At 58.8% G+C, this 20,274-nt stretch carries 16 protein-coding genes and 1 pseudogene; 4 read left to right on the plus strand and 13 right to left on the minus strand.

Annotated features, from left to right (window positions below):
* Nucleotides 1-110: 110 nt before the first annotated feature.
* Nucleotides 111-1,034 (minus strand): ArsR/SmtB family transcription factor, encoded by a 924-nt coding sequence (locus tag ACFSKT_RS10530; RefSeq protein ID WP_377722693.1) that lies wholly within the window; start codon nucleotides 1,032-1,034, stop codon nucleotides 111-113.
* 385 nt (nucleotides 1,035-1,419) lie between these two features.
* Here ACFSKT_RS10530 and ACFSKT_RS10535 point away from each other — a divergent pair, with 385 nt between their 5' ends.
* A complete protein-coding gene (locus tag ACFSKT_RS10535) occupies nucleotides 1,420-3,903 on the plus strand; it encodes a family 43 glycosylhydrolase (RefSeq protein WP_377722694.1) in 2,484 nt (827 codons plus the stop codon).
* 138 nt (nucleotides 3,904-4,041) lie between these two features.
* Here the strand turns inward: ACFSKT_RS10535 and ACFSKT_RS10540 are convergent, their stop codons facing one another.
* The 6 genes from ACFSKT_RS10540 to ACFSKT_RS10565 all read right to left on the minus strand — a co-directional run bounded on the left by ACFSKT_RS10540 (nucleotide 4,042) and on the right by ACFSKT_RS10565 (nucleotide 10,751).
* Nucleotides 4,042-5,166, minus strand: a complete 1,125-nt coding sequence (locus tag ACFSKT_RS10540) for a GntR family transcriptional regulator (protein ID WP_377722695.1) — start codon at nucleotides 5,164-5,166, stop codon at nucleotides 4,042-4,044.
* A gap of 191 nt (nucleotides 5,167-5,357) precedes the next feature.
* Nucleotides 5,358-6,308 carry a glycoside hydrolase family 43 protein gene (locus ACFSKT_RS10545; protein WP_377722696.1) on the minus strand — a complete coding sequence of 317 codons (951 nt, stop codon included), beginning with the start codon at nucleotides 6,306-6,308 and terminating at the stop codon, nucleotides 5,358-5,360.
* 212 nt (nucleotides 6,309-6,520) lie between these two features.
* Nucleotides 6,521-7,252 carry a DUF421 domain-containing protein gene (locus tag ACFSKT_RS10550; protein WP_377722697.1) on the minus strand — a complete coding sequence of 244 codons (732 nt, stop codon included), beginning with the start codon at nucleotides 7,250-7,252 and terminating at the stop codon, nucleotides 6,521-6,523.
* A gap of 133 nt (nucleotides 7,253-7,385) precedes the next feature.
* The gene (desA, locus tag ACFSKT_RS10555; RefSeq protein ID WP_377722698.1) at nucleotides 7,386-8,378 is read right to left on the minus strand and encodes a Delta(5) desaturase DesA; all 993 of its coding nucleotides are present in this window, start codon (nucleotides 8,376-8,378) and stop codon (nucleotides 7,386-7,388) included.
* 99 nt (nucleotides 8,379-8,477) lie between these two features.
* The gene (locus tag ACFSKT_RS10560; protein ID WP_377722699.1) at nucleotides 8,478-9,689 is read right to left on the minus strand and encodes an MFS transporter; all 1,212 of its coding nucleotides are present in this window, start codon (nucleotides 9,687-9,689) and stop codon (nucleotides 8,478-8,480) included.
* Nucleotides 9,690-9,722: 33 nt separating this feature from the next.
* Nucleotides 9,723-10,751 (minus strand): ROK family transcriptional regulator, encoded by a 1,029-nt coding sequence (locus ACFSKT_RS10565; RefSeq protein ID WP_377722700.1) that lies wholly within the window; start codon nucleotides 10,749-10,751, stop codon nucleotides 9,723-9,725.
* A 237-nt stretch (nucleotides 10,752-10,988) separates the two neighbouring features.
* Between ACFSKT_RS10565 and ACFSKT_RS10570 the strand changes: the two genes are divergently transcribed.
* A complete protein-coding gene (locus ACFSKT_RS10570) occupies nucleotides 10,989-11,867 on the plus strand; it encodes a hypothetical protein (RefSeq protein WP_377722701.1) in 879 nt (292 codons plus the stop codon).
* 186 nt (nucleotides 11,868-12,053) lie between these two features.
* On the opposite strand, the gene ACFSKT_RS10575 is transcribed toward ACFSKT_RS10570, so the two are convergent.
* The 6 genes from ACFSKT_RS10575 to ACFSKT_RS10600 all read right to left on the minus strand — a co-directional run bounded on the left by ACFSKT_RS10575 (nucleotide 12,054) and on the right by ACFSKT_RS10600 (nucleotide 18,045).
* Nucleotides 12,054-12,431: a YkvA family protein gene (locus ACFSKT_RS10575; protein ID WP_377722702.1), complete on the minus strand. Its 378-nt coding sequence runs from the start codon at nucleotides 12,429-12,431 to the stop codon at nucleotides 12,054-12,056.
* A 91-nt stretch (nucleotides 12,432-12,522) separates the two neighbouring features.
* The gene (locus ACFSKT_RS10580; protein WP_377722703.1) at nucleotides 12,523-12,993 is read right to left on the minus strand and encodes a hypothetical protein; all 471 of its coding nucleotides are present in this window, start codon (nucleotides 12,991-12,993) and stop codon (nucleotides 12,523-12,525) included.
* A gap of 52 nt (nucleotides 12,994-13,045) precedes the next feature.
* Nucleotides 13,046-14,026 carry a hypothetical protein gene (locus ACFSKT_RS10585; RefSeq protein ID WP_377722704.1) on the minus strand — a complete coding sequence of 327 codons (981 nt, stop codon included), beginning with the start codon at nucleotides 14,024-14,026 and terminating at the stop codon, nucleotides 13,046-13,048.
* Between the two features lie 38 nt (nucleotides 14,027-14,064).
* Nucleotides 14,065-14,427: a pentapeptide repeat-containing protein gene (locus ACFSKT_RS10590; RefSeq protein WP_377722705.1), complete on the minus strand. Its 363-nt coding sequence runs from the start codon at nucleotides 14,425-14,427 to the stop codon at nucleotides 14,065-14,067.
* 61 nt (nucleotides 14,428-14,488) lie between these two features.
* Entirely contained in the window at nucleotides 14,489-15,052 is a 564-nt protein-coding gene (locus tag ACFSKT_RS10595; protein WP_377722706.1) for a hypothetical protein, read from the minus strand.
* Between the two features lie 248 nt (nucleotides 15,053-15,300).
* On the minus strand, nucleotides 15,301-18,045 hold the full coding sequence (locus ACFSKT_RS10600; protein WP_377722707.1) for a glycoside hydrolase family 2 protein: 2,745 nt from the start codon (nucleotides 18,043-18,045) through the stop codon (nucleotides 15,301-15,303).
* A 344-nt stretch (nucleotides 18,046-18,389) separates the two neighbouring features.
* On the opposite strand from ACFSKT_RS10600, the pseudogene ACFSKT_RS10605 reads away from it, so the two are divergent.
* Both ACFSKT_RS10605 and ACFSKT_RS10610 read left to right on the plus strand, forming a co-directional pair.
* Nucleotides 18,390-19,742 (plus strand): annotated as a pseudogene (locus ACFSKT_RS10605) (family 43 glycosylhydrolase); the annotation flags it as partial.
* Nucleotides 19,734-20,186 (plus strand): RICIN domain-containing protein, encoded by a 453-nt coding sequence (locus tag ACFSKT_RS10610; protein ID WP_377722873.1) that lies wholly within the window; start codon nucleotides 19,734-19,736, stop codon nucleotides 20,184-20,186. The pseudogene ACFSKT_RS10605 and the gene ACFSKT_RS10610, both read left to right, overlap by 9 nt.
* Nucleotides 20,187-20,274: the final 88 nt, after the last annotated feature.

Here is a 20,274-nt window from a genome sequence, read left to right on the forward strand (position 1 = left end):
CGGCACGGTTTACGTTTTGCTTCTAAAGTGCTCAACAAAAAAGTTTCAGACCCTCGCCTGCGCGAATGATCTGAAACTTGGGGCCGGCCTTGCATGAAGGCCGGTGGGCGCTATTCATATTGCATGCGCATGATGATGCCTTGCGGGTAATCGCCGAATTGCCGGCCGAACAGGTTCATGCCGCCTTGGTGCTTGGCGTCGGGCTTCAGCCCGATTCGGAACGTAATGTACGGCTTCTCGTCGAGCCGAAGGTCGGCAAGCTTGGTAGCGGAGCAGCGCTCGCTGTCGACCGTGCTGCGCGCGGCGTCGACCGCCCACGTCTTCAGCAAGCCGTGCTGCGTGCTGGAATCGTTCCACCAGGAAGGATTCAGCTTGCCGCGGTGATCGCCGAAGTCCCCGGGCGAGATCCAGGAGCCGATCTCCGCGTCGTTGATCCATACCGTAATCTCCGACGGCCAATCGTTGTTATAGTTCGGAGCCTCCGAGCACAGCTCGAGCGAGAATTCGAGGGAGACGACCCGCGCCCCGGGCGGGAGCTTCTTCGGGAACCGATACTCGATCCAGCCCTTGCGCAGCCAGATGATCTCGGCCGTCCGGCTGTCCGGATGGTAGAAGTTGTCCGGCTCGTCCTCGGCGAACAGCATGCCCGCCGCGCTCGCCATCCCGCATGTCGGCTGAATGTCGAAATTGATGAAGTGCCCGATCGGCATCTCGACCTCGATCAGCTTGCTCGTATTCTGGTAGAATGCGATTGGATTCAGGATCATGCGCACGTCGTCGAAATTGCGGCTGCACACCTTCATCGCCCCCCTGGTGGCCGGCTGCAGCTCCGTCAGGATCAGCTCCGCCTCCTCCAGCACCTTCACGTTCGTGGCGGCCGTGGAAACAGGGATGTTCAGCTCTTCCGCAATTTCGATAATATTGACATTGGGCTTCGTCAGCAGCAGCTTGATGATGCCGATTCGCGTGTGCGTGCTCAAAGCATGCGCGACCTTGACCAGACGGTCCGGCTCTTCGATGGTCAGTTCTAACAACGATAGACCTCCTTTTTCTTGTTTTCTTACCGTTATTTAATCATCCCTCCGTCATTTTGTCCATATATTTTGTAATAAAAAATTAGTTTATTAACCAATTAACATTTAACTGATGTCAAATCAGACCTAAAATCTCCGATCGATTCCAGTTGACCCCGGATAGGAGCGTCAACTCTAATGTACCGTACCGCCTTGCACGGATTCTTCTTCCTCCCTCCTCCCTTTGATTCCCAAAAAAATATATCTAATCGGTTATAAGCGGATGTATCTTCCCTTTGCTATACTCCATCTTGCAAACGCTATCATTTCGATGCAGGGAGGTGCCGCAGCTCCGGATTGACAGGCGCAAGACCCATCCATATCCAACTTGAGGAGATGATCCGATATGAAACCTTGGCGAACGCTGATTCTCGGCGCGGCGGCGCTCATGCTGCTGCCGGTCCAAACTTACGCCTACAGCAACCCGTTTAACCTAACGAGCTCCTGGCGATGGGCGAATAACGATTTCTATGGCGAGGGCGATCCGTACATCCTGAAGTTCAACGGTACCTACTATCTGTACGTTAGTACGGTCGACGATCAGACGGGCGTGAAGGTATGGTCGTCCACCAATCTGGTCGACTGGACGTACCGCGGCCTTTGCACGACCGAGGCCGTCACCAAAGCCGCCTACGCACCCGAGGTTTTCTACTGGAACGGCAAGTTCTACATGTACACGTCGCCGGGCGGCGGCGGCCACTACGTGCTATCGAGCGACAGTCCGACCGGTCCGTTCACGGTGCAGACCGGCAACCTCGGCATGGGCATCGACGGCAACGTCTTCATCGACGACGACGGCAAATGGTATTTCTACGCGACGGGCGCCGATACGCTGATTGCACGCCCGATGCCGACGCCGACGACGTTCGGCGCGCCGGTCGCGACTGGGCTGTCCATGGCCGGCTGGACCGAAGGGTCGACGACGTTCAAGCGGAATGGGAAGTATTACATGACGTATACCGGCAACCATGTCTGGAGCACCGCCTACCGGGTCGATTACGCGACGAGCTCAAGTCCCACGACCGGCTTCGCGCCGGCCGCCGGCCAGAATCCGATGCTGATCGATACCGAGGGCGCCAACGTGGGACTCGGGCACAACGGCATGGTCCAAGGCCCGGATCTCGACTCCGATTACATCGTCTACCACTCGCACGCCCACGGCGGCAACGCCGTCTATCCGGGACGCAAAATGAACATGGACCGCGTCGTCTGGAACGGGGACAAGCTGCTCGTACTCGGGCCGACGACGACTGCCCAGCAGAATCCCGATCTGCCGGACTTCGAGGACCGCTTCAACCGGACCGCGATCGGCGCCGGCTGGACGAACGTCGGCGGCGGCACGTGGGGCATCTACAACCAGGAGCTGATGTGGCAGGATACGATCGGCAATACGACGACGTACCGGCAGGTGACCGCCGCGAGCTCCGCCGCCGATTACACCGCGGAATTCCATGCCAAGCAGCTGAAGCAAGGCACAAGCGCGAATCCCGTCTACGGCGCCGTGTTCTCCTACACGAACGAGAGCAATTACGGCGTGGCGGTGCTGAGCCGCAACCTGAACCGGCTGGAGACGAATTTCGTCGTCGGCGGCGTCAGTCAAGGCTGGCAGCACGCGGCGCTGCCGACCGGCTACGATTACACGAAGTGGCATAGCATCCGCGTGGAGAAAGCCGGCGCCGCATTCACCGTCTACGTGGACGGCATGAAGAAGCAGACGCGAACGGTCAGCGGACTTGGCGGAGGCAAAATCGGCTACACGACGACCGACGCCCACGCCGACTTCGGCTATGCGGCCTTCAGCAATAAGGTGAACGGCAGCAGCGCCTGGAACGCCTATAAGCCGCTGCCCGGCAAGATCGAAGCCGTGCATTACATGAACGGCGGCGAAGGCGGCGCGTACCACGACCTGTCGGCGGGCAATCTCGGCGGTACATACCGCAGCGGGGACGTCGACATTCGGAACTCCGCCGCGGAGGGCAAAAACATCGTCGGCTGGAACCAGACGGGCGAATGGTTGAAGTACCGCGTCAACGTCGCCGAGACCGGCTACTACGATCTGGACGTGCGCCTGGCGACGACCTTCACGGATGCGACCTTCCGCGTCTGGGACGGGGCGACCGACCTGACCGGCATCGTGGCCGCGCCAAGCACCGGCGACTGGGAGAGCTGGAAGACCGTCGGCAAGAAGGGGCTCTACTTGACCGCCGGCAACCACGAGCTGCGCTTCGAGATCGTGAAGGGCGAATTCGATCTCAGCGGCCTGACGTTCTCGCGCGGCGACGCGACGACGGCGCTGCTCGACGACTTCAACGACGGCAACGACAATGGCTGGACGCGCTTCGAGGGCAATTGGTCGGTGACGGGCGGGGAGCTGGCTTCGGCAGGCGCCGGCGCGTTCGCCAAGACGACGATCGGCAACGAGCGGTGGGCGGACTACACGGTGGAATCGGACATCAAGCTGGTCGACACGACAGGCGACGCCGGTATGCTCGTGCGCGTGAACAACCCGGCCAACGGCACGGTGCTCGCGAACAATCCGGATTACGTGCAGGGCTACTATGCGTTCCTCAAGCCGGACGGCGTCTATTTGGGCAAATTAAACTACGGCTACCAGGCGCTTGCGTCCGCGCCGATGACGATTCCCGCGAATGCCTGGCAGCATATGAAGGTCATCGCGAGCGGCACGACGATCCGCGTATATGTCGGCGATATGAATACGCCGAAGATTACGTACACGGATAACAGCGCGAATCCGTTCACGCACGGCAAAGTCGGGCTACGGACGATGAACAACGCCACGCGATTCGATAACTTCCGCGTCTCGCCTTAACTAACGTCGGGAGAACGGATCGGAGACGACAAGCTCCATACCATGACAAAGGGGCCAGCCCGGCGCATCCTCCTTGGATGAACGCCTGGGTTAGCCCCTTCGCGTATTCGCGTCTCTCGCTCGATTGTCGTGATCTCGTTACGGAGACGTCTTGAGCTCCGTCGGCACGACGTGCTGCCCGGGCGAAGAAGTTCCCGTCCGCAGCTGGTCCATCAGCAGCGCGACGGCCCGCTCGCCGATCGCCGCGATCGCCTGCCGGATGTAGGCGATGCCCTCGATCTCGGGATCGTCGAACGTTACGATTGACTTGCGCTGTGCCTCGCCCGTCCCGAATACGCGGACGAGCGCCCGATAGGCCGCCCGCGCCAGCTCGACGTCGACGGCCACGACCGCCGCGAACGCCGCTTGGCGCATGCGAATCCAACCCTCCAGCGCAGCGGTCGCCGACTCCTGCGGGACGTTGAACCAATCATAGGGCACGGTCACCCGAAGGAGTGACGCCTCCGCAATGCCATGCTCCGCCAACGCCTCCTCGATGCCCGCAAGCCGGTCGACGACGACGCTATGCTCCGGCGGCGGCGTCAGCAGCGCAAGCTGACGGTGCCCTTGGCCCGCCAGATGCGCGACGGCCATCCGCCCCCCCGCCCGATTGTCCGAGCTGACGCTGGCGACGTCCAGATCAGCGTAATAACGGTCGATCAGGACGAGCGGGCAGCCGAGCGCGAGCGCGGTATCGACCGTCTGGCGCTCGTGCGCCGCCCCGATCGGGAACAGTATGAGACCGGCGATGCCGAGCGCGCGCAGCTGGGCGATCGATTCGCGCTCCTTCGCCGCGCTGCCGCGGGAGACGCGGATGACGAGTGTATAACCACGCTCGTTGACCGCGCTTTCAATGCCGTCCAGCAGCCGCTGCTCGACCTTCGTGCGCATCGACGGGATAATCATCCCGATCATCGCGCCGGCGGGCGGCGCTTCATCGACGGGAGCCGCGGACGGCTTGCCGGACGGCGCTTCCCCGGGCGGCGGCATGCGCAGTCCGAAAGCGGCCTCCCCTGCGACGAAGGTGCCCTTGCCTTTCGTCCGCACGACGATGCCTTCGTCGGCCAAGCCGCCAAGCGCATTCTTGGTCGTGATCAGACTAACGTGGAATTGCTCGGCCAGCTCCTTCTCGGACGGAATCCGGTCGCCTGGACGAAGGTTGCCGAGCGCGATTTGGGACTTAATGGCGTGTTGAATTTGTTTGTATAACGGCATGTCCTTCATGGCGATCACCACTTTAACTATACTTCGGGCGACGCCGGTCGGACAATGCCGTCTTTGGCGCGGGGCGCGCCGCTAGCGCGTCAGCGCCGTCTTGCGGCAGGACGGCATGCTGCAGGCAAGCCGGAACGAGAGCGGGACGATCCCGCAGCCATTACCAGACGGCCGCGGAATCGTCCCGCTCTTGCGTATTCTTATTCCGTGCCGGCAGGCAGCGCCAGCGCCGCGCCCCATCCGGCAGGCGTGCCGAAATCCGGCGTGCCGTCCTCCCGCCAGCCGAACGGCTGGATGAACGTGCTGCGCAGCTTCGTATCCGCGCCCGCCTCCGGCAGCGCGTGGTAGACGATCCAATCCTCGGTGCCGTCCGGGGAGACGGTAAGGCTGTTATGGCCCGTCGCGTACACCCCGGCCTCGACGGATTTGCGGAAAACCGGCTCCTGCGTCTTCGTCCATGCGCCTGGCGCCATCGGATCGGACGTCTCCGCCATCGTCAGCAGGCCAAGCGCGTAATCCTCCGACCAGGTCGTGCTGGCGGAATAGACCAGGAAGACGCGGTGGCTGCGCTTCAGGAAGACGGGACCTTCGTTGATCGCCATCCCGCCCTGCTTCTCCCATTCCAGCGTCGGAGCCGTGAGCAGCGCCTCCGGTCCGGCTAGCGTGCATGGGTCGGTCATGCGCACGAGATACAACGCCGACCCGTAATCCGGGAAGTGACCATACCCCGCATAGCAGAAATAGAGCGCTCCGCCATGCTCCAGCACCGAGCCGTCAAGCCCCGGCCGCTCCGTCGCAAGCGCGCCCCGCCATATCCATTCGCCTTCCAGCGGATTACCCGCCTCGTTCTCGAGGACGCATACGCGCCGCGTCTCGTCTCCGCCGCCGTCATTGGCCGTATAATAGACGTACCACCGCCCGTTCAGCCGATGAATCTCAGGCGCCCATAGGTTGAAGCTGTAAGGGCCGGGCTGCTCCGGCTGCCAGATCGTCCGCTGCTCCCCGTCCGCGATGCCCGCGAGCGACCGGGACCGCCAGAGCGTCAGTCGGTCTCGCTGCGTAACCATGAAATAATAGAAGCCGTCGTCATGCCGGAGCACCCAAGGGTCCGCACCGGGCGACATAATCGGGTTCGTGAAGGTGGCTGTCATGATCGCTATCCCCTTTTCTCGTATTCGATGCGCTGTACGCCACACCATCATACCGGGGCCTGGGACGGACGAGTAGCCTTAATTAAGTATAAAATGAGCATGTGCCGTCAAGTCGTCGAGGATGGCGTCAGATTCGCGGGTGCGTTCCGCGGACGGTCGTGAGTTGGATTCTGCAGCGCAAAAAAAGACGACAGGGCAAGCCCGCCGTCCCCTCATGATGTCGCAGGCCGCGAAGCCCCGCTGCCGTTCTCCCGCACCGCGTGCACCTGCACCGCATGCTTATTATCCACCGTTGCCAGGATAACGTCGGACAAGCGCGCGGGCTGGATTTGCTTCTCGAGCCAGGCCTGCTCCTTGCCGATGTCGCGCAGCAGATCGTGGTCCATATGGCCGTCCGTGATCACCGGCCTCGTCAGGTTGAACGGCTGCACGGGCAGCTTCAAGTCCGACGGCGTCACCGGCTGATTCGCCGGGTTCACGAAGACGGACAGCGTGCCGCCCGGCTCCCATGCCGCGTACGCCACCTTCGCGATATCTTCCACATTCGACTTGCGCAGCTCGGCGTACAGAAATTCGATCGGCAGCTTCGCCCTGACCAGATTCCGGTAATTCAGCTTGCCGCCCTCGATGAGCGTAAGCGCCGGCGGGTCGAAGAATCGCTTCAGCAGCGGCACCTTCAAGCTGAGCCAGACCGCTCCGACATAGAGCACCACGAGACTGACCGTCGTGATCATCGAGCCTTTCAGCCCGAGATGTTCATCCGACAGCGGGTGGGCAATGATATTGCCGAGCGTCAGCGCAATGATGAAGTCGAGGAAGCGAAGCTGCGAAATCGAGCGCTGCCCGAGCATTTTGGCCGCGACGAGCAGGAAGACGAAGCCGACGATGCTGCGCAAAATCCATTGCAGCGCCGTCAGCGACTCCTGGCTTTTGAAAAACTCCATCGTTGCAATCCCTCCGCATCACATTCGTTTGCCGCGTAGGATGCCCCATTTATATCCATTTTATCCCCGAGACGCCCGCCTCCTGTGAACGCAATAAAAAAGGCCGCTTCCTCGAAGCGACCTTGTTGCGCGTTTACCTTCTGACCGCTCTGAACCCGACGAAACGTTTGGCCGTTTCATCCCACAGCCGGTAACGAAGCGATTGCAGACTCATTCGGATGCCGATCGCCGGCACGTTCCGCAGCACTTCATGACTGTGGTGGATTTGCTCCAGCCGGTAGTTGGTTGCCTGGGGCACGAGATGGTGAATGTGGTGGAACCCGATGTTCCCCGTCAGCCATTGCAGGATCTTCGGCAGCTTGTAATAGGAGCTCCCTTGCATCGCCGCGCTGACGTAATCCCACTCCTCCGCGTGTTCGAAATACGTATCCTCGAACTGATGCTGCACGTAGAAGAGCCAAATCCCCGCCGCGCCCGCTACGTAAAGAATCGGCACATAAACGAGCAGCGCTTCCTGCCATCCCAGCGTCCAGCAGAGAATACCCATCATCAGCGCGATGGAGAAGTTGGTCAAATACGTGTTCAACCGTTCCTTGCGCTTGGCTTCCCGCCGGTTCACCCGATACGCCACCAGGAAAATATAGATCGGCCCGAGTCCGAACATCACGAGCGGGTTGCGATACAACCGGTAAACGAGGCGCTTCCAGAAGGAGAGCGCCGCGTATTCATCCGTCGTCAGCGTCCAAATATCGCCAGTGCCCCTCCGGGATAAGTTCCCGCTCGTGGCATGATGAATGGCATGCTCGTTCTTCCATTGTTCATAAGGGAAAAAAGTAAGGATTCCCGTGATGGTGCCGACGATCGCATTGGCGCGCTTACTCGAGAAAAACGAGAAGTGACAGCAATCATGGAAAATAATAAAAATCCTTACCAGGAAACCGGCGGCTACGATCCCCAGTCCCCATGTGAGCCAAACGGAAACCGACAAACATAAATAGGCAGCCGCCCAAAGCAGAATGAAGGGAATGATGGTGTTTACCATTTGCCAGATGCTCTTCCGCCTATCCGGTTTGCCTTGGGCCGTGATATCCATTCTTAAACGGCCGTACTCTGGTGTTAATTTCATTGCAAGCTCCTTTTTCTCATGGAAAAATATGCAGTCTCGCTTTATTTTACCACGAAGAGGCCCGAGAAAACCAATCGAACGGCACGTTTCCCATAATTATTACGAATCCGACCGCGCTCCCCTTCCGCCCAACAGTCCGTTCAGCTGCTCCGAACAGAGCAGAAGCGCCGCCGCCGAAGCGGCGATGAACCACGGGAATACGCCGATGGAGACAGCGGAGGCGAGGAAGCCGAAGAAAGGCGGCAGAAAGGTGCTGCCCGTATAAGCCATCGCCATCTGGTAGCCCATGATGGTCTGCGAATGACGCTTCCCGAACCGGACCGGCGTCTCGTGCAGCATGCACGGGAAGATCGGCGCCAGTCCCAAGCCGATCACGATCAGACCGACGAGCGCGAACGCCGAAGGCAGCGGCAGCAGGAGCAGCAAAGCGCCGGCCATCGCCGTCAGCTGTCCGCTCCGGATGAGCTGGCGGTTGCTAACCTTGAACGTAATGAAGCCGGTAACGAAACGGCCGACCGTGATGCCCAAGTAGTAGAAGGACACCCACTGCGCCGCTTGCGCCGCAGACAGCTCCTTCACGCCGACGAGGAAGCTGCTTCCCCATAAGCCGACCGTCGCCTCGACGCTGCAGTAGAACAAGAACGACAGCATCGCCAGCTTGACGCCCTTCACCCGCAGCGGCTTCGTCGTACCGGCGTCGATCGCATGCGAGATCGTCGCTTCTTCCTCCGCCTTATCGCTGCCGTTCAAGCCGCCAGACCGCGCGACCCGATCCCAGAGCGGCAGCGTGAAAAGCAGAATCACGACCAGCGCGAATTGGATGACGGCCACGGTCAAGTAGCCATCGCGCCAGTCGCTGCGGCCCGTGATGAACTGCGCCATGATGATCGGCCCCAGCGTGGCGCCGACGCCCCAGAAGCTGTGCAGCCAGCTCATGTGGTGCGCTTTGTAATGGGCGGCAACATAGTTGTTCAACCCCGAATCGACGGCGCCCGCGCCGAGTCCGAGCGGAATGGCGAAGACGAACAGCCACGCCAGCGAAGGCGCGAAGGCGTAACCGAGCAGCGCCCCCGCGGTCATGATGCAGCTGATCAGCGTGACTTTCCCCGTACCGAAGCGGTTCAACACGCGGCCGCTCAGCAGACTCGACACGATCGTGCCGGCCGCGATCGTCATGAAGACGAGACCGGCCGCGCCGAGCGGCGCCTCCAGCTCCCGGCGCATAACCGGCCACGCGGTGCCGAGCAAGGAATCCGGCAGTCCCAAGCTAATGAAAGCCAAATAAATAATGATCAAGAAAAACGTTGCCATGCTGCTCCCCCATTCGTTCACATGCGTCTACGCTTAGGCATCGGTTCCCGCAATCATCAGATCGAGCGCCAAATGCTGCAGTCCGCTCAAGTAATCCTGCTTCCAGTCGCTCATCGTCAGCAGCGGCACATGCTCCCGCGGAATATACGCCGCGCTTCTCTCCGTTATGCGGGCCAGCAGCGTCTCATCCACCTCGTCGTCGCAAAAGACGACCGCCCGCGGATTCGTGATGACGGCGTACGTCGCGATCAGCCGGGCGACCGCGTCGATCTGTCCTTCCCCGGTCAGGACGGCCCGGCGGCTGCGATCCCCGTCCTGCAGCGCCTCGAGGAAGTTCCGGTCGTCGTACTGCGGGACGAGCGAAATTTCGCCGGAGAAGAACGTGCTCCCCCTTACGACGTCGCCGTTAATCATAATGCCGGAGCCCGGTCCGTTCTGGCCGAAGTACAGGTAGACGAGCGATTCGTCCTCGATCTCCATGTTCGAGGCATAACCGAGCACCGCCGCGTTCATGTCGTTCTCGACGACGACCGGGATTTGGAAGCGCGACTCGAAGGTGCCCTTCAGGTCGTAATCGTGAAAATGCGGGTACGGGGGAATGAAAATAATACGTCCGTTGTTGACCGCGCCCGGCACCCCGATCGCGATCGAGCGAAGCTTCGGATATTTCTCGATCAGCCCTTCGATATGATCGGCCAGCAGCTGCGAGTCCTCCCGCAGGACGCTCGGCGTCGTCCCCTGCTCCTTGATGTCCCCGACGCAGTCGAAGATGGTGTAGTTCGTCTCCGTCTTCTCGACGAAGATCGCCAAGCCCAGCATGTATTCGGGGTCGTACGCATACCGCTTCGCCCGCCGGCCGCCGCTGGAATCGTCCTCCCCGGAGCAGCGAATCTCGCCGTCCTGCTCCATCTGGGCCAGGAATTTGCTGATCGTCGGGAAGCTGATGCCCAGGCGCTGGCTGAGCTCGGCCTTCGTCGCGCTGCCCATCATAATAAGCGCTGCCCGGATGCGCTGAATAATCGCCTTCTTCATTTCTTTCGGCGTCGTGTGCAAATCGGTCATGTCGTTTCAACGCCTTCCGTCGCGTAATGGGATGTCCGCACTTTTTAAACACATTAAATAAGTCCAGATCATCTTAGCAGAAACGGCGAACCGGGGCAATATGCGCGGATTGAATTATTGAATGGGAGCAAAGTACGCGTATGTGGTGCGAATCACCTTCTCGAGCGGGTTCTACAAAACTTAGAACTTACGCCAAGCCGCGTCCGTTCCTATACTGAGTGCAAGAGGTGAGTGAACATGTTCAAATGGCGATGGTGGGTCACCGGCTGGGCGGTGCTGCTGCTTTTGTTCTCCGCGCCGCCGATCGTGGCGATGGGAGTGGAATACGCGGCGAGCGCCAAGGTGCGGAATCATTTCGAAATCGACCGTATCTATGTCAATTCCGCGCAGCCCGGCGATGTCGAGGTGTTGAGAGACGGGACAGGGATGCCGATCCCCGGCTTCTCGCTGCGCAACAGTCTTATTCGAGAAGGGGTAACTGTCGTCATTAGTAACCTTGTCGAATACGAGCTTCAACTTGCCCCGCTATCCGATGAAGCCGTGGCCTATGTAAGAGAATACAGGTGGAAGGGACAGTCCATCCGCGTGACGGATCGCTTTTCGACCGGCGGCGTGACGAGGGACAGCCGAGCGCAGTCGGCTTTGCAGATGACGATCAATGGCACGGACTGGTCGTCCGCTAGCTTAGCGGAGGTTCGTCCCGCCTACTTGGACGAGAACCGGTATCACGGGTATTTCGGAATGCTGCTCGTACGGGAGGAAGGCGAGGAACGCCTTGTCCTCGTGCAGCGGGTAGACGGGGTCGGGTTTAATTTCAAGCCGGACACGTTGGCTTGGCGGATGGTCGACGTTCATGCGGACGGTACCGTTACGGAAAAGCATGTGGCTTATGGCGAATGGGGCGATGAGCCGGAGCTCGCGAATTACGTGAATCAGTCGAACGCCTCGCCGGTCTCGGTCGGCTATCGGTCCGGCATTTTGCAGGTGTGGCCGAGTCTGTTCTTCCCGATTCTGTATCCGTTCGCCAGCGCCGGGGTTGGGCTGCTGATGTTGGTTATGGTCGGGTTGTCGCTGCCGTTCAGGAGAAGAGAATCGCGGGAGCGAATGATGGAGTGAAGAGCAGGCACGAGTTTGCTCATTGCTGCTGAAAAAACACAGAAGCAACCGCTTAGTCGGTTGCTTTTGGCGGGTCTTTCAGTTCGATGTCCAGTCGAACAAGATAATCTTCCTTCAACAAGACATATTGACGCTGGTCCATGACGGCGGCTTCGCTAAGATGAAATCCAGGTCCAGCGTATCCCCCTATCGATTCACGAATACCAACAAGAGTCCGGTGACGACAGCGATCCAAATTAATATGATCAGACCTCCGACCAACCAGTTCTTCGGTTTGCCGCCCTTCATGCGTTCTTCCGCCTTCCCCCGCGCTTCCGCGAGGACGGCGTCCGGCATCATTTTGAGCGCGATCAAGACGCCCAGCGGAACGAGGATGACATCATCCAAATAACCTAGAATCGGAATGAAATCGGGGATGAGGTCGATCGGGCTGAACGCATACGCGACGACGCAGATCGCGAATAGCTTGGCGTACCATGATGTGCGGTCGTCTTTGTAGGCGAAATAGAGAACGAAAACTTGCTTTTTGAGCTGCTTCGCCCAGGTTTTGAGTTGGGTGATCATGGCTGGTCTCCTAGGAATCAAGATGCTTCATTGTAGCATGAACTTCACCGGTTGGGGCGATCAAACACGCGCAGTCTCATCGATACTCGGCTTATAATTGATCGATGAACGACTGCACATGCGCCCGAACTTTCGTCTTTTCGGCTTCCGTCATCTTGTTCATCTTGAACGGACCGGACTCGCCGTCGGGAAGCAGGATAGCCGCCGGTTCCTCGAGCGTCGCCGTCCGGTGGTCCTTGTCTTCCGCTAACGTCACGTGTGATTTATGCAGCGAGGAGTGAACGATTTCGGTTTTCATGTGCCGTCCTGCCGTATCGTAGTAGTCCTCGATGGTTTTCGTGTCCGTCTTCACGTGGTTCTTCCCTTCTTCGATCGTCGTGACCGCGTTCACCTTCTTGAAGCCGATCGCCTCGTAGAAGCCCGCTTCATTCTGCTCCAGCGTCTCCACGATGAATACTTCCACATGCTCCACGTGTTTCGTGCCGCTGCCGCATGCGCTCAAGACTAGCAATGCCGCGAGAAAAAGAGCTAATGGCGCTAGTCCTGCAATCGGCTTTCTCATGAGAGCACCTCCTTTTGCAAATACTGTAAGCAAATGCAAGCTTGGGAATGATCTATGTTTGAAGGACTTGTTGGCGAAGCGACTCAATATCCTTGACCAACAGGGGGTTCGCCCAGAAGGCGAGATTACGATCTTCTAGAATTGGTCTTCGTTCTACTTCTTCGATGCTCTTGACAGGCAACCGGCCGATCCGATTGCTTCCTCTTATCACCAAATGTATAAGAATACGCTGCAAGTCTTGTTCGTCTGCCTTCACCACATTTCGTTGCGCCGCTAGATATGGAAAATCGAGATATTCGCTATGCATGACGACCAGATGATCTTCCTCGTTCGGACCTTCCTGCAGCGTTCGACCGGAAGGTGCATAGCGAATTCTCTCATTCAACGGCCACTCATGCTCGACCAGCAGGCGTACCGGTGAGACGTATGGCTTGCCTTTATACGTCTCGGCAATAATCTCAAGACCGTTTGCATACCATTCTAATTTCCCGTAGTTAGGAGCTTCAGAAGGATTAAAGTACTTCAGTCCAAACTCTTCTGCCCGTATCGGCGGCCCCGACCAAGCTCCATCATCGGAAAAGATCAAACCGTTCGTCAATTCCGCCAGCGCGGCTGCGAGGAAACCATATGTCGCATTGATAATGGATGGCTGTCCGGCCGACCGTCGGAACTCCCAATAGTGCCCGATAGAAAGGGACGTAAAAACATCCGCGTAAGGTCCTTCTTGATCCTCGTATTCCTCCCACATTTCGCTCGTAAGCTCGTCAACGGTTCTATAATACGCATCCGAACCCCCTCCATCCTCATTAGGCGTGACAAAAAACCATGCGTAGTCCGCATCCCAACGAGCCGTTAGCGCACTCGACGAACCGCTTTCAATGATGTCCTCCCCGATCCGCACGCCGATCACCGGGGTGATCTCCAGCTCGAGCGGCATCAAAAAAGCATGCAGCTTTTCGTTCGCGAGCGCCAAAAGTTCCGGCATTTGTGGGATGTATGCTGTTGTGGGATATACTTGAAAGGTCGTACTCATTTGTTTGCCTCCCATTCATTTGATTTGAGAATCTAACTCTAAAGCAACATCTCACTCAGATGACTTTCCGTAATCGTGACGGAATGATACGTATTTTCCGAGAAGGTTATTCCTTTCACATGAGCGCCTTTAAAAATGGCACCGTCTAGGGCATTCCCCTGCATTCTTGCACGAGTAAAATTACAGTAAGAGAAGTCGCATGATTTTAAATTACATTCGATAAAGCGAGTGTCTTGAAAGTTAGAACCTGAAAAATCTACAGACAAGATACAAGCGTTAAAAGTTAAGTTTGTTAAATCAAAACCTCTATATGCTCCTTCTTCGATGCAAATCCGGTTGAAAACCCGCTGTCCTTGCCGAAGCAGCTGAACAAATTCACCTTCCGTAACCTCTCGCTCCACTATGCCTTCCCCTTTATTCAGTCCTTGGCTTAACTAACAACTAACCTGACTCTCAATCAACTTATAAAACTTCTCGCTTATGAAATACAGTTGTCCGGATTCTCATGATGGGGTCCTGATCATGAAATGCGATACTTATCGGCAGATGGGATTCTACCGTTTGACAAACGGATGCCAAAGCAACTACCGTTCTAGCAACTAAGTACAGCGTGTTTCCGATTGCTGCTTCTGAGCGATCAAAGCCGTATTCGGCGTAAATTTCGGCGAATTCGATATGAGAAGGGCCTTCAACATGCTTTTCCCACTCGCTGGCCCAATCTTCGTCTTCCTCTTCAAGCGTGTTGTATTGATTACACAAATAGAAGCAGCTCTTCCAGTCATTATCAAGATCGTACTCAAAATAAATCGCCTTACTCGAATCATCCGCCAAAGAAATAGCCTTATTTAAGGCTGAACGAAGTGTTTCCTGATAGTCGGCCAGTTCTATACTCTGAATTCTATCAGCCTCATTCTTGCCCGCTAGCCCTGAACAGAGTTCGAAATATTTCGGCTCAATCGCCGCTAACTTTTCCCGGAACAAATCATGCTGCAGCTCATCGAGAAAACTAAATATCCGGCTTGCCATTCCTAATCCCCCCTGTTTGTTCCCCCCGTGAATCGCCAATGCCCATTCTGATCAATTCTACCATATCATGGTGTCGTTATCGTCTCCTTCTCCTCTACTTAACAGCAAAAAGCCGCCCAACCGCCAAATGACGGTGGACAGCTCTTCCTTCCCCTTTGATCGAGCCGACGTACACGCCGAACGTAAAGCCGAGCGATTGCCATAGCAACCCTTTGTGCGCGACTAGCCAGGCGGATGCGACGCAGGGCTTACTTGCAGCGGATAAGCAGATCGACCGGATATCGGCCGGCATTGCGGCCGTAGAGCGACAAGCCGCCGTCCTCGGCCTCGAGCTCCAGCTTGATCGACCGCCGCAGGTCCAGCTTGGCGGCCAGACGGCCGGGCACCTTCGCCTGGATCAAATACCCGTACGAGCCCGCTTCGTCCAGCCGATTCGGCTTGGCTTGGTAATGCCAGGACAAGACGCCGCGGCTGTCGGCCGGATCGTCCGGCAGCACGAACGAGCCGATCCGCTCGCCGTCGACGAGGACATGCACGCGGGATTCGTGGCGTTCTTCATCCGTCATGTAATACGTATTCGGATTGTACTCCACCCGCGCAGACGCGCCGTGCATCATGCTGATGCCGTGCTGCTCGAGCTTCGCGCCTTCGATATGGCGCGCCAGCGGCCGGCACGCGGCGGCTTCGAATGCGATCGCAAGTTCCCCGATCAGCTCCAACTCGTCCCGGCCCGGCAGCGTAATGTCGTAGGCGAAGCGGCCCGCGCCCGCACCGGTCGTCTTGGCGCCGCCGACCGCCTGCCATTGGTGCGCGAAGGTGTGGTTGCCGAAGCCGCCGACCGGCAGCTGGATGAACAGGGCGTCCCCATCCGCGCGGGAAGTCCGATCGCCGCGGACGTCGAACGTCGTAAAGTTGCGCGTCACGATCTTGCCATCGCCGTCCACCAGCTTGATCGCGAGCACGGCTACCGCATCCTCCTGCGGCATCGAGACGGTCAGCTCGCCTACCGATGCGACGCCATATCCTTCCCATGACGCGGGCAGCGTCCCGGTCGCTGCGGTCGTGCGCGTCCCCAGACTGTCGTAGGACAGCTCCCAAGCTACGGTCAGCGTCTGTCCGTGATACCGGTCCGAGAAGCTCGAACGCAGCAGCGTCACCGTTGCGCTCTCGCCGGCCGCGATCGTCTGGCACGGCGGCGCGTCGATGACGACGAAGTCGGGCGCATGCAAATCCGCGACCGTCATGCCCGGCACGAACGCCTCGTAGCCGAAATCTTTCTCCGTCCCGTCCAGCCGATAGTACCCGTTGAATTCGTTCGTCACGTCGCGGAACTCGGTGAAGACGAAGCCGCACAGCTTGTCGTGCCGGCGGAATTCGTTCATCATGTACCGGTAATGCCAGGCAAGATCGCTGTCGCCCGCGCCGCCTTCGATGCCCCATACATTGCCGCATTCGCTGTTCATGAGCGGGGCGTCCGTCTGCGCGTTGCCGCCGATGAAGTTGTGCGCCGAGCCTGGCACCGCCTTCGCGACGACCTCCTCCACATGGCCGCGCAGCTGTTCGTAGCCGTTGATATAGAAGTGCCACGTGTTCAGATCCGTCTCCACATGATCCCCGTTGCACGGCGAGTTATCTTCTACCAGACGCGTCGGGTCCAGCCGCTTCGCCCAATGATACATGCTTCTGACCCACTCTTGCGTCTCCGGCCGATAGCTGCTCGCCTGCGCCGCATCGCCCGTCAGGCCGCCGCCAGCGCCCTCGGTCTTGAGGCCCCATGTCTCGTTGAACATGACCCAGGAGAAGATCGACGGATGATTCCAGTCCCGCTCGATTACTTCCAGCGCTTCGCGTTCATAGCTGCTGCGGGCTTGCTCGCCCGGCGCGCCCCAGAAGCACGGCATATCCTCCATGACGAGAATGCCGAGCTTATCGGCCCAGTAGAGCTTGCGCGGCTCCTCCGGCTTAATGTGGATGCGGACGAAGTTGAGGCCGAGCCGTTTCATGAGGTAAATCTCGTCCCGCATCTCCTCGTCGGACGGATAGGTGAAGTAGCCGGTCGCATGGTACGACTGATCCAGCGTGCCGTTCAGATAGACCGGCTTGCCGTTCAACGTGATCCAGCGGTAGCCGCGCTCGCCGAAATGCGCCGTGCCGATCTCCCGAATGCCGAAATACGTCTGCACGACGTCCTCGCCGCCCGCGTCCTCGCGAAGCCGAAGCTCCCCTTCGTACAAATGCGGATTTTCCGGCGACCACAGCTTCGGACTGCTTACTTGGAACGAGGTCTCGATCACGTTCTCCCCCGCCGACAGCGCCGCATGAGCCGCATGCTTCACGTCCCCTTGCGCAAAGTCGAACAAAAGCGTCCCCGATCCCGCCGACAATGCCTCGATACGGGCTTTCACCTGAATCGTGCCGTCCAGGGACGTCGTGAATTTGGCGTCGCGGACGAACGTCCGCGGTCTCGCTTCCAGCCAGACCGGCTGCCAAATGCCGCGAATTTCGCCGTAGCCCTGCTTTCCTCTCGCCTGGTAGTCGCGGTCGTGATCCTGCGCCTTCACGACGATCGTATTGCCGCCGCCTGCCTGCCAAAGTTCCGTCACTTCAAACTCGAAATTGCCGTAACCGCCATGATGAACGCCGGCGAACGTCCCGTTCACCCACACTTCGGCCGTATAGTCCACCGCGCCGAAGCGCAGGAACAACCGGCTGTCTCGCTGCTTCGGCTGCCAGTCTACCGTGCGGCGGTACCAGCCGATGCCCGCCGTATTCTCGCCGATGCAAGAGAGCGGGCTAGCCCAGGAGAACGGCACCGTAATCTCGCGATCGAACGCCGCTGCGGGACTTAGCTGCCACGACGCCACGCTCCCTTCGTCCAGCGGATCGAATCGGAAGGCCCAGGCGCCGTTCAGATTATGCCAGTCCGCGCGCTGCCAGTCCGGGCGGGGAAACTCCGGTCTTACGGTTGCTGCCGATGTCGTTTGGGTTGTCATCGATCGAACACATCCTTTGCTTGGTAGTGGAGGTGGGAGCGGATTCATCCATGGCGTGAATCAACATCGAAGTTAACTAATCGCGTATGTAACCGCTTATTCAAGGCTAGTTTAGAACAAAGACCGTTTTTTAACAATACATAAGTTAATTTATAAATCAACGGGTTAATATATGTTGGAAAACGTAGACAAATTTTTTGAACATCGTGAGACCCTGTTTATTAATCCGCGGCCTCCTGCTATAGATAGAAGTGCGCCCGCCCTTGCGGGCGACGATCGACAAGCGGAGAGGATGATGATTGATGAGAAGAACGTTAACCCGAACCGGTAGACTGGCATTGGCCATGCTGCTCCTGTGCATGCTGCTCATCCCCTACGGTTCAGCCTTCGCGGCCACGCACCAGAGCAATTTTTACAATGTGCTGGTGCAGGACGGCGCGGATCCGTGGGTTTATAAGCACACCGACGGTTACTATTACTTCACGAAGACGACGGGCGGCAACGTGACGATTTGGAAAAGTCCTTCCCTGACCGGCATCGACGCCGCGCCGTCGCGGGTCATCGAGACGGGCTGCTGCAACGTCTGGGCGCCGGAAATTCACTACGTCAACAACGCCTGGTACATCTACTACGCCAAGGATAACGGCGACAACGTCAACCACCGGATGTACGTGCTCGAGAACACCAGTCCCGACCCGATGCAGGGCACGTGGGTCAACAAAGGACAAATTACGGACGCGACCAACAAGTGGGCGATCGACGGCACCGTGCTGCAGACGGGCAGCCAGCTCTACTTTATCTGGTCGGGCTGGGAGGGCGATACGAACGTGCGGCAAAATCTGTACATCGCCCGCATGAGCAACCCGTGGACGATCAGCTCGAGCCGGACGGAAATCGCGCGTCCCGTCCACGCCTGGGAGACGAACCATTCGCCGAACGTCAACGAGGGGCCGCAAGTCATCGTGCGCGGCGGGGTCATCAGCCTCGTCTACTCCGCCAGCGGCAGCTGGACGAACGATTACTGCCTCGGACTCATCACGGCCAGCGCGAGCAGCAATCTGCTGAACGCCGCCTCTTGGGCGAAGCGCAGCCAGCCGGTCTTCAAGTCCGGCAACGGGCTGTACGGTCCCGGCCATCATTCGTTCACCACCTCGCCGGACGGCAAGGAGGATTGGATCGTCTATCATGTCGCCAAATACAACAACGCCGGTTGGAACCGGGAGATCCGCGCCCAGCGCTTCGGCTGGAACGGCGACAATACGCCGAATCTCGGCGCGCCTAGTCCGGCGAACACCCCGATCGCGATCCCGTCGGGCGAATCCCAGCGCGTCCGCTATGAAGGCGAGGAGGGCACGTTCGGCGGCGGCGCTTACGCTTCCTCGGATACTAGCGCCTCGGGCGGCAGCAAAGCCGGCCATATCGATACGGCCAGCTCCTATGTGGAATATTCGGTCTATGCGGCGGCCGCGGGCGAATACGTGCTGTCGGCCCGCACGGCGAACGGCACGGCCGGCGGCGGCTGGGCGACGCTGAATCTGACGATCAACGGCGTATCGGCGCCATTCCATGTGACCAATAAGGGGTGGGAGAACTGGGGGACGTCGACCCGCCGCACGATGTTGAACGCCGGCTGGAACACGGTTCGCTTCGGTAAGGGGGACGGTTATGCGGAGCTGGACTTCTTCGACCTGACGCCCTACCAACCGTCCGCGCTCACAGGCGCCGTCTACAAGCTGATCAACCCGGCCAGCGGCAAGGCGCTGGACGTCTCGGGCGGTGCCACGGCGAACGGCACGAACGTGCAGATTTGGGAAGATAACAACACCGCTGCTCAGGAGTGGCGCGTGACAAGTCTTGGCGATGGCGCCTATACGCTCGTGAACACAAACAGCAGTAAAGCGCTCGACGTGGCCGGCACCGGGACAGCCGACGGCACGAACGTGCACATCTGGCAGGACTCCGGCGGCAATGCCGCACAGCGCTGGGCGATCATTCGCAACGGAGGCGCCTTCAAGCTGATTAATCCGAACAGCGGCAAGGCGCTCGACATCGCGGGCGGTTCGACGGCCAATGGCGCCAACGTGCAAATTTGGCAGGATGCGAACAACGCCGCCCAGACGTGGCAGTTGGTGCGGAAATAGCGTCAGGTCTGTTCCGTTAGGCGTAGATTAGTGTCATACAACAAACAAAAGCGAGCCTGCGCGTCATGCGCTGGCTCGCTTATTTGGG

This window comes from Paenibacillus xanthanilyticus (genome assembly GCF_042682185.1).
GTDB classification, from domain to species: Bacteria; Bacillota; Bacilli; order Paenibacillales; family Paenibacillaceae; genus Paenibacillus_Z; species Paenibacillus_Z xanthanilyticus.

What these genes read in the sequence shown, in the direction of transcription:
- ACFSKT_RS10535 (WP_377722694.1), top strand. Translation starts at nt 1,420, where the DNA reads ATGAAACCTTGGCGAACGCTGATTCTCGGCGCGGCGGCGCTCATGCTG.
- ACFSKT_RS10540 (WP_377722695.1), bottom strand. Translation starts at nt 5,166, where the DNA reads ATGAAGGACATGCCGTTATACAAACAAATTCAACACGCCATTAAGTCC.
- ACFSKT_RS10545 (WP_377722696.1), bottom strand. Translation starts at nt 6,308, where the DNA reads ATGACAGCCACCTTCACGAACCCGATTATGTCGCCCGGTGCGGACCCT.
- ACFSKT_RS10550 (WP_377722697.1), bottom strand. Translation starts at nt 7,252, where the DNA reads ATGGAGTTTTTCAAAAGCCAGGAGTCGCTGACGGCGCTGCAATGGATT.
- desA (WP_377722698.1), bottom strand. Translation starts at nt 8,378, where the DNA reads ATGAAATTAACACCAGAGTACGGCCGTTTAAGAATGGATATCACGGCC.
- ACFSKT_RS10560 (WP_377722699.1), bottom strand. Translation starts at nt 9,689, where the DNA reads ATGGCAACGTTTTTCTTGATCATTATTTATTTGGCTTTCATTAGCTTG.
- ACFSKT_RS10565 (WP_377722700.1), bottom strand. Translation starts at nt 10,751, where the DNA reads ATGACCGATTTGCACACGACGCCGAAAGAAATGAAGAAGGCGATTATT.
- ACFSKT_RS10570 (WP_377722701.1), top strand. Translation starts at nt 10,989, where the DNA reads ATGTTCAAATGGCGATGGTGGGTCACCGGCTGGGCGGTGCTGCTGCTT.
- ACFSKT_RS10575 (WP_377722702.1), bottom strand. Translation starts at nt 12,431, where the DNA reads ATGATCACCCAACTCAAAACCTGGGCGAAGCAGCTCAAAAAGCAAGTT.
- ACFSKT_RS10580 (WP_377722703.1), bottom strand. Translation starts at nt 12,993, where the DNA reads ATGAGAAAGCCGATTGCAGGACTAGCGCCATTAGCTCTTTTTCTCGCG.
- ACFSKT_RS10585 (WP_377722704.1), bottom strand. Translation starts at nt 14,026, where the DNA reads ATGAGTACGACCTTTCAAGTATATCCCACAACAGCATACATCCCACAA.
- ACFSKT_RS10595 (WP_377722706.1), bottom strand. Translation starts at nt 15,052, where the DNA reads ATGGCAAGCCGGATATTTAGTTTTCTCGATGAGCTGCAGCATGATTTG.
- ACFSKT_RS10600 (WP_377722707.1), bottom strand. Translation starts at nt 18,045, where the DNA reads ATGACAACCCAAACGACATCGGCAGCAACCGTAAGACCGGAGTTTCCC.